This is a genomic window from Moorena sp. SIO4E2, from assembly GCF_010671945.1.
Taxonomy (GTDB): Bacteria; Cyanobacteriota; Cyanobacteriia; order Cyanobacteriales; family Coleofasciculaceae; genus Moorena; species Moorena producens.
The window spans coordinates 1-7313 of record NZ_JAAHIE010000384.1; the positions used below are offsets into that span (position 1 = coordinate 1).

Consider the following 7313-nt stretch of genomic DNA (forward strand, 5'->3'; position numbering starts at 1 on the left):
TCTTGACATGGTTAACTGGCTTCTAGATAAGCATGTCAAGCATTGGCTTATGTAATAAAGCAGTCTGACCAAAGTATCCCGTAGAACCGTCCTTAATAAAAAATACTTTCTTCAAAGCATCTGGTTGGTAGCGCAGGAGTTGGCGAATTATATGAATGATAATCAAGTGTTCAATGACATTGACTAAATATCCAAGAATTCCTGTAGCACCAAAATCTTCATCAATAACCTCTTGAAATCGAAAAATATCCGTTAGATAAATTTTTCCTCCTGTTTCTGGACAAGTAAAAGTATAATTATCCCGATCCATATTTTGTTCTTCAAGAACAAGTATTGATTTTCGATTTGAGTTTTCATTTGGGCTTAAGGGATTAGTAGCTAAATCCCACTTTCTATCGTCTTCATTTCTCTGATAACGTGGTTTATATCGACGGAATAGAAACCACGCTAGAGTATCTATTAGGCTTTTGTCTGCGCCCAAAGTATTGTTTTTAAAAAACTCATAAATTGCTTGCAAAACGCTTACTTTGAGAGTATTTTCATTCTGAAAACATATATTTTTTGTAGGCAATGCCAGCTTAATTCTATCTATATTTTTTAGCTTAGACATATCCTCTGGTGCAATGAAGGCAGATGCGTCAAGACGTGCCAAGTCTTCCTGCTGAAACAACAAAGCTCCAAACTGTAGAAAATGAATTGTTCTTGAGGGAAAATCTTTTTCTATAATTGCTTCAGCATAGCCGCCATCTACAGCAATAATCGATTCAATTTTGTTTCTTTTAGGCGGTTCAAAATCTGCTGTTACCTTTTCTAAAGGAATTTCCCCAGATCGAGGTGGCTTGTAAATGCGATCCATCAACCTCTGAACTTCAGGATCATTAATGATATGATGATGAGCTGCTTTACTAGCAGCTTCAAATGGACGACGATTATTTTTACTTGAATAGCCCATTTTTTTATAAAAGATTAAGTGGTAATCAATTTTCAGGGGGAAAGCGATCAATCTGAACTGGGATAACAAATGGATTGCTGTAGGTCTTCATCCGAACAAATCCTTTGTCTGTATCCTGACTGAAGCGAATTAAGCTTTCAGTAAAGTCGCTGAAGTCATAATATTTCCGAAGCTCTCTGATCTCATCTTCGTTATTTAAGTGGGAGATGAACCAATTCTGTGTTGCTTTCAGAATATTACTGCTGATTGAGCTAACTTCCTGAGTTGCATAAATCAAACCAAGATTGAACTTGGCTCCCTCTTTTGCTAATCGATTGTAGATTTGAGACAAGTCCCTATCTTCTTTTTTAGGGAAAAGATTATGCGCTTCTTCAAAATAAAATTGAATGAAGTTATTTGGACGAGTGCTAGTGAAGCGGGCAATTGCATCAGTAAAAATACGCCTACAAATTCGTTCACTAAACATAGCCTGTATTTCTGGATTGCCCAAAGATAGGTCAACAATGATGATTTTTCCCTGCCTTAACTTGTTCAGAATATCTTGGTCGTAAGGTGTTTGAAGAGTGCTAGTGTGTTGTTCTCGGACAGGATTGAGAATACGAAATCCTGAGCAATCGGCTCTTCCTCCAGATTTACTTTTTCGAGTGAGCATAACTAGAAGTGCTTTTAAATCTTCATCAGCCCACTCATGGCCTTTTTGCTGTTTGTAAGTGGTAAAAGCAGAATCATTATCATAAATATCCCAAAGACTCTCCCACCAGTCTACGCATTTTTCAAGGGTTATTCCTTTACTAGGATCTACACCTGGACTAACAGCATTACGAACTTTTTCGTTGGCATTGAATTTAACTTTAAACTTCAGCGAGGCTTTAAAACCTGCTCTGTACAAACAGCAAAGATAAACCGCAACTCGGCGATCATGACGTGTAGACGATGAGTGATTGGTGGCATAGTCTTCGGGTTGATTCAAATCTACTGACTTGAAGTTCACTACAAATCGGCTAGGATCATCTGCAATTTTCGGATAGGATCTAATTAACTCAAAACCATTTTCAACTTCTTCAAAAAAGTTAACCTTCATTTCTAAGAAACCAGGTTTAGGCACGGTCGAATATCGAACTGTGCTATTCTGGTACAAATCAAAAATTGCTGTGCCTTTATCCTGTAAATTTGGATTAGCATATTCACCATTTATATCAAAAATTATTTGTCCGATTGGGTATTTAGGATTGTTTTCATCAGTAAAAGGTTTAAGAACTTCCTCTGGGCTTTCGGTGTCTTTATCTAGTTGAAATGGAGCATTATCACTCATCTCCACACAAGATTGAATGATTTTCTTGACAGTATTCGATTTGCCTGTTCTCGTCATCCCAAATAAGGCTGTCCGCTTGCCTGCAAAGTCTGGAGCTTGAACATAAACAGGCACTTCTTCTTCCGTTTGCTGAAAGCGACGGCTAGAACTGTAACGAACCTTCCCAATTTTGATATCTCCTGAGCGGCCAGGTGATCCATGTTCTCGGTAGTTTACAATTTTTATCAAATAAGAAGGTGAGGGTTTGATCACCGAATAGTTGTGTGCGCTGTAAAAGTTTTCTAAGTCTGCGCCAAAGCAGGTTTGATCTTGCTCATCAATGTAAAATGAACCTAAAACCGAGCATTCTAGACCACTAAACGAAAATTCGTAGCGCGTAAATGTATCTAGTTGCGATCGCTGGTTCGTACCTGTGCGAATATCATCTTTATAGTACTCAACCATGCTGCTAATAACTTCCTGGTCAGTGGGCAGTCTTGTTGGTTGAACTACGCGAAGGAGAATTGCTTCAGCGTTTTTATAATCATGAAGCTCATTGTCGTAATAAGCAAGAAGAAAACATCCTTGAGGAATACCTTTAGCTCTCTGTTTCCAGGCATCAGCTACTAAAATCTCTGCTCGACTGTACGTGAGACGAAACGGACGACCAACAAAAAGACCTGTGTCCCATAGAACATCTTCACCTTCTGGCTTACGCTTAAAGAGATTAATATCTGTGAGTTGTTGGATGATACTCTTCATAAGATTGCTAAGTTAGGTTTTTCAAAGCTGGATCTTCAAAACGGATTTTTGACTGCTCTACATATTCTTCCCTAGTGTCAATAGCTATCCACTTTCGACCAAGGCGGGCAGCTGCATAGCCAGTTGTATTACTGCCAGCAAATGGATCTAGCACCCAATCTTCACGGTCTGTAAGATATTCAATAAAAAAAGCTGCTAGTCCCATCTGCATACGTGCAGGATGAGGGTTCTTGATTCCTCTTTCCTTACAGGTTCTTGTAAAGAAATCATTAGAGATGCTGTTTGACAGTGAGAAGGCATTGAAAGGATCTGGTAAGCGAACTTGACGCTTAGAGTCCATACTTTCCAATTCCAAAAAGTTATGGGCAATTGAACCACCGCAATCTTGCAGAAAGCCGGTCTCCCTGATATTGTGTCCAGATGGTCGTTTACCAGCGTTAAAATTACCCCTATTTAGTAATTTAAGCATTGAATTACTGTATGGACGCAAGACTTTGGAATTATCAGCTTTTGGGAAATCAGATTTTGCTATCCACCAAATATTGGTAAAACTATCTACAGTCCTAATCCGGTTCACTGTTACCCATTGGGCAGGAGATGGTAATCGAGAAGGGTTATAACAAACAAATTGCTGAATAAGGCGTAATCCAGCTTGATTATTTTCTACAAAATTCATTAAAGATTTTATGGGCAGCAAGGATTGAACAGGTCGTTTGGGTTCCCAGCCATTACCCATCTCAATTACAATGGAGCCATCTTCAGTCAACATTTCGGCAAATATAGGAGCTAAGCTAGCAAACCACTCAAGATATTCATCCCCTGTCATATTGCCATAACTTTTCTTCTTATTTAGCGGAAAAGGTGGTGAAGTGAGAATGATTTGAATCTTTCCTCGTAGTTTACGGAGGGGTCGATAACTTAATATTTCCTCACTATTGCCAACATAGTATCGACCTGATTTATTCCTCTGCTCTAATCGCACTAAGCACTATCCTTTAGCTATAAATTATACCAATTCTTAAAAGTATGACTACAGATGCAGATGGCCAGATGGGGAGATGAAATGGGTGCATCTCATATTTGTAAAAAAGATCGCAAGTGTGGGGAGTGTGGGGAGTGTGGGGAGGGTGGGAAGTGTGGGGAGTGTGGGGAGTGTGGGAATTTTATCCCGAATTTTTGCCTAATTGCAAAACTGAGATGCACCCGATGAAAGATGAAATTGATGTATAGCCGTAATTTCCAGAATTGGTACAACCAGCATTGTAACATTTATTTACTAATAATGATTATTATTAACAATAAAAAGAATCATTATCACGATAGACTGTTCCCTGGGAGGTTCAGCCAACTAAGTGTGAACCTCTGATAACTATTTTCTTCATTAGGGATATCAAGGAAAAGCCTATGTCACTGAACATTACTCCAGAGCTGTTGAAGCAGGCACAGGAGGGTGAGGTTAATCAAGAAGCTTTTATTGAGAGCATCAGGCAATCGTTACCTTATGCCTTTGGAATTGTGGAAGACCTGGCCAAGCGCTTGGCACAGGGTCAAGCGGAATGGGTAGAGCATTCGGTACCACCACCAACTGAGCAAGATCGAGCCCAGCTATTGCGGATGATAGGTGGGGATGCGATTCGTGGTGCAGTGGAACGTTATTTCGGCATCAAGTTAGCATTTCAAAACTGCCACAAAACCGCTATATTTCGTCCAGAAGCTTTAGAATCACCGGCTTATCAGGACTTTATTTCTATTCGCAGTCAAATTCTGAACCAGACACCAGAACTGATCCATTGTTAAAACTAGGCCAGAGGCTCTAGCTACTAGAGCCTAGGCGTGAAAATAGATATCATTAAATAGTAACCTCACAAGTGACAGAACCTTCAGCCAGCTCAAGGGGTGCAGGTTCAAGGTAAAGCTGAATAGCCTCACGCATATTTTCTAGTGCTTCTACTTTAGTTTCACCACAGGAAGTACAACCAGGAAGTTCGGGGCACCAAGCTGCCCAGTCTCCGTTATCTAGATCAGGCTCAAGAATCACTCTCCATTTCATCAGACTTTTCTCTAAACTCAGTATTAAAATTGGTCAGCATTCAGCCCTCAGCGGTCAGCTGTCAGCTTTTGAATAAAAGAGCTAAGCTTTGGCCACAGGCCAAGGGCTTTTGCCCAGACTTTCAATTCTCATTAATCTCGAACTATTAAAATCTCCCGTTCTCGTAGCGTGGCCATAGGCCTGCATAGGTTGATTTTAAGCATGATAGCTGATAGCTGAACCCTGACCGCTGACCGCTGACCGCACCTCAAGTAGCACCATCTGTAGCGCATATGCTTACAAAGCATCAGCGGTCAGCAAATAAGCTGAATGCTTAATACTGATCGCTGACAGCTAAACTAGAATAGAAGGTTAAATAATCTAATCGGTAATTCAATTAGGTTGAAAATACCGCTAGCAGGTCTGGAAATCCTTTCGACGTTGTCCGCAGTTTGTGCTGCACCATCCCGTTTAACAATAATCACATCATTAGGCTGCAAGGTGGGATTAGTTTCCTCGTTAACTGGAGCAGTAAAATCGATTTCAATTTCTCTTTTTTCAACTGTGCCATTGCGATTCAGGCGAACTAATTCGACAGAACCCTTTTCAGCACGAACGTCATCAAATCCCCCAGCGGCAAGCAAGGCTTCATTCAGAGGAGAATTGGGCTTGACTTCCACATTACCAGGTCGTTGAACTTGACCAACCACATTGACCGGGATGGCAGCAGCAGAAAGGTTGGAATCTGCTAATGCCAATGCTACCTCTGGAGCAATTTCGTCAGCTTTGGTGACAAGAATTGTATCTCCCTCCTTTAAGAGGATATCCTGAGAGAGGTCACCCTGTCGCAACAATTGCCAAAAATCCAAGGCAATTTCTTGTTGTGTACCCCCTTGGGTCAAACGTCGCACTTTAACTTGGCGAACGTTAGCGTCTTGGGTAATGCCTCCAGCGATCGCGATCGCTTGGGTTACAGTTGGTGGTGCATTGGTGCTACGGATATCAGCACTACCGATGTTAATGTTGTTATTACCCAGAGTTTCTCCCTTGACCACATAAGCTCCTGGGTTAATCACTTCCCCGACCACAGCCACTTGAATCGGACGGCTGGCATTAGCTGCAAAACTGGCATTGGACAATAGACGGGTTTCCTCTGGGTTGATAGCAGTAGTAGTTCGGAGCAAGATTTCATCCCCATCCCGCAAGGTAACATCCTGCCTGATATCACTTCTGTTAATCAATTGCTGGAGATTGATATAATAAGTATTGCGCTGCCCAGAGCCTTCACGACGCCGAAGTTCTACTTGCTTAACGTCTGCTGTTAGGGTAGCCCCCCCAGCCAAATTAATCGCTTGAGTCAGGGAGGGAAATTGCTGTCCTTCATTCAGACCCATGGTGTAGGCTCCAGGGCGACTCACTTCCCCAGCCACGGAAATTTTTAAAGGACGGGGTTTCACCAGACTCAAGGAAACTACTGGGCGTTTGATGTAAACTGAAAAGGCACTGGTGACGAGTTCGCTAGCTTGATCGAGAGTTTTTCCCCTTACAAATACACTACCAATCAAGGGTAAGTTAAGGGAACCGTTCACCAGTACTTGATACTGACCACTGTATTCATCAACATCAAAGATATTCAGATTAAGAACATCTCCAGCATCAAGGGTATAAGCTCTGTCTGGTGGTAAAGAGTTACGCACAGGGGGTGTGGCTGCTGATACCGTGTTACTCTGATTCACCTTAATGAAGTCAGCAATGGATGGTGGAGCTGGTACCTCGATCGGGGATGTTGAAGCTGGTACCTCGATCGGGGATGGTGGAGCTGGTACCTTGATTGAAGGGATTTGAGCTAGGCTAGGTTTAGGTAGGGTAATAGCGGAAACCACCAGTAAGCTTACACCCACCACTGGTCTAGTCAATCGTGGTTGTAGACTACTGTGATTCTTAGCAATTTCGCTTAAAATATCAAGGGGTCTTTTTTTTCCTGGGTTAACTGTATTGTTCATAAACATATTGACTCTTGCTAGATAAAGACACACTAAATTGTTCAGAAAATCCGGAATATGTTGTGACTCAAGCCACCTCACCAATCTGTTTAGGGTTGTTTAGGGTTCATTGACGCTTCCCTTGGCCTGTCATGTGTAATTGGTTATTGGTAAGCATTCAGCTATCAGCTATCAGCTATCAGCTATCAGTTATCAGCTTATGGGCTATGGACAGGCTACTTGAGGTGCTTATGGGCATAGGGTAAGCAAAGGGAACAGCTTTTGAATAAGCGATGC

At 41.6% G+C, this 7313-nt stretch carries 6 protein-coding genes; 1 reads left to right on the forward strand and 5 read right to left on the reverse strand.

The features are described 5' to 3' along the window. Positions 1-22 precede the first annotated feature (22 nt). The 3 genes from F6K37_RS28030 to F6K37_RS28040 are packed head-to-tail and all read right to left on the reverse strand — an operon-like array spanning position 23 to position 3987. On the reverse strand, positions 23-952 hold the full coding sequence (locus F6K37_RS28030) for a hypothetical protein (RefSeq protein ID WP_287253702.1): 930 nt from the start codon (positions 950-952) through the stop codon (positions 23-25). Between the two features lie 25 nt (positions 953-977). Next, entirely contained in the window at positions 978-3005 is a 2028-nt protein-coding gene (locus tag F6K37_RS28035) for an ATP-binding protein (RefSeq protein ID WP_287253704.1), read from the reverse strand. 7 nt (positions 3006-3012) lie between these two features. After that, a complete protein-coding gene (locus F6K37_RS28040; protein WP_287253706.1) occupies positions 3013-3987 on the reverse strand; it encodes a DNA-methyltransferase in 975 nt (324 codons plus the stop codon). Positions 3988-4409: 422 nt separating this feature from the next. On the opposite strand from F6K37_RS28040, the gene F6K37_RS28045 reads away from it, so the two are divergent. Further along, on the forward strand, positions 4410-4802 hold the full coding sequence (locus tag F6K37_RS28045; protein ID WP_008179650.1) for an SCO5389 family protein: 393 nt from the start codon (positions 4410-4412) through the stop codon (positions 4800-4802). Between the two features lie 52 nt (positions 4803-4854). Here F6K37_RS28045 and F6K37_RS28050 read toward each other — a convergent pair whose 3' ends face one another. Then, positions 4855-5055 (reverse strand): type II toxin-antitoxin system HicB family antitoxin, encoded by a 201-nt coding sequence (locus F6K37_RS28050; protein WP_008179652.1) that lies wholly within the window; start codon positions 5053-5055, stop codon positions 4855-4857. A gap of 338 nt (positions 5056-5393) precedes the next feature. Continuing rightward, positions 5394-7037: an SLBB domain-containing protein gene (locus F6K37_RS28055; RefSeq protein WP_008179654.1), complete on the reverse strand. Its 1644-nt coding sequence runs from the start codon at positions 7035-7037 to the stop codon at positions 5394-5396. Positions 7038-7313 lie beyond the last annotated feature (276 nt).

Bases quoted from the DNA above. Each gene is read 5' to 3' on its own strand.
- F6K37_RS28030 (WP_287253702.1), bottom strand. From the start codon at position 952: ATGGGCTATTCAAGTAAAAATAATCGTCGTCCATTTGAAGCTGCTAGT.
- F6K37_RS28045 (WP_008179650.1), top strand. From the start codon at position 4,410: ATGTCACTGAACATTACTCCAGAGCTGTTGAAGCAGGCACAGGAGGGT.
- F6K37_RS28050 (WP_008179652.1), bottom strand. From the start codon at position 5,055: ATGAAATGGAGAGTGATTCTTGAGCCTGATCTAGATAACGGAGACTGG.
- F6K37_RS28035 (WP_287253704.1), bottom strand. From the start codon at position 3,005: ATGAAGAGTATCATCCAACAACTCACAGATATTAATCTCTTTAAGCGT.
- F6K37_RS28055 (WP_008179654.1), bottom strand. From the start codon at position 7,037: ATGAACAATACAGTTAACCCAGGAAAAAAAAGACCCCTTGATATTTTA.